A 680-nucleotide genomic window follows, 5' to 3' on the forward strand; every position below is an offset into this window, starting at 1 on the left:
TTGATGCTCGCGTTGATGTCACGGTCATGATGCGCGCCACAGACACATGTCCATTCACGGACATCCATCGCCTTCTTCTCGCCCTTTACGCCGCAAGTGGAGCAGATCTGAGTGGATGCGTACCAAGGGCCTGCCTTGATGAGCGTTCGTCCGTAGAAGTTTGATTTGTACTCGAGTTGACGGACGAACTCGTACCAACTGACATCGCCAACCGATTTGGCTAAGCGTCGGTTCTTCATTATGTTGCTCGATTTCAATGTCTCCACGACGATGACTTGATTCTCGTCAACGATCCGTCTCGACAGTTTGTGGAGGAAGTCCTTACGTTGATTCGCAATCTTTTCGTGTTTCTTGGCGAGGATCAACCTGGCCTTCTCACGATTCTTGCTCCCGATCTTCTTGCGTGACAGCGCGCGTTGCGCCTTCTTGACCTTCGCTTCGGATTGTCGGAGAAAGCGAGGGTTGTCAATCTTCTCCGAGACCATCGCATCGTTCGTCATGATGGCGAAATGTTTTAGGCCGAGATCGATCCCGACCTTGTTCTCGGCTGGAATCCATGGTTCATCGTCCTGTTTGACGAGGATGGAGATGAAGAACTTGCCCGTCTTGGTCATCGAGACCGTCGCCGACCGGATGACGCCCTCGAACGGGCGATGTTGTGTGAACCGCACGAACCCGAC

At 53.1% G+C, this 680-nt stretch carries 1 protein-coding gene; it reads right to left on the minus strand.

The window, feature by feature from the left end; all coding sequences use genetic code 11:
* Window positions 1-680: RNA-guided endonuclease TnpB family protein (locus tag KNP62_RS15490; RefSeq protein WP_214786346.1), on the minus strand; the 680-nt coding region annotated here is incomplete at both ends.

This window comes from Exiguobacterium sp. s183 (assembly GCF_018617655.1).
Classification (GTDB): Bacteria; Bacillota; Bacilli; order Exiguobacteriales; family Exiguobacteriaceae; genus Exiguobacterium; species Exiguobacterium aestuarii_A.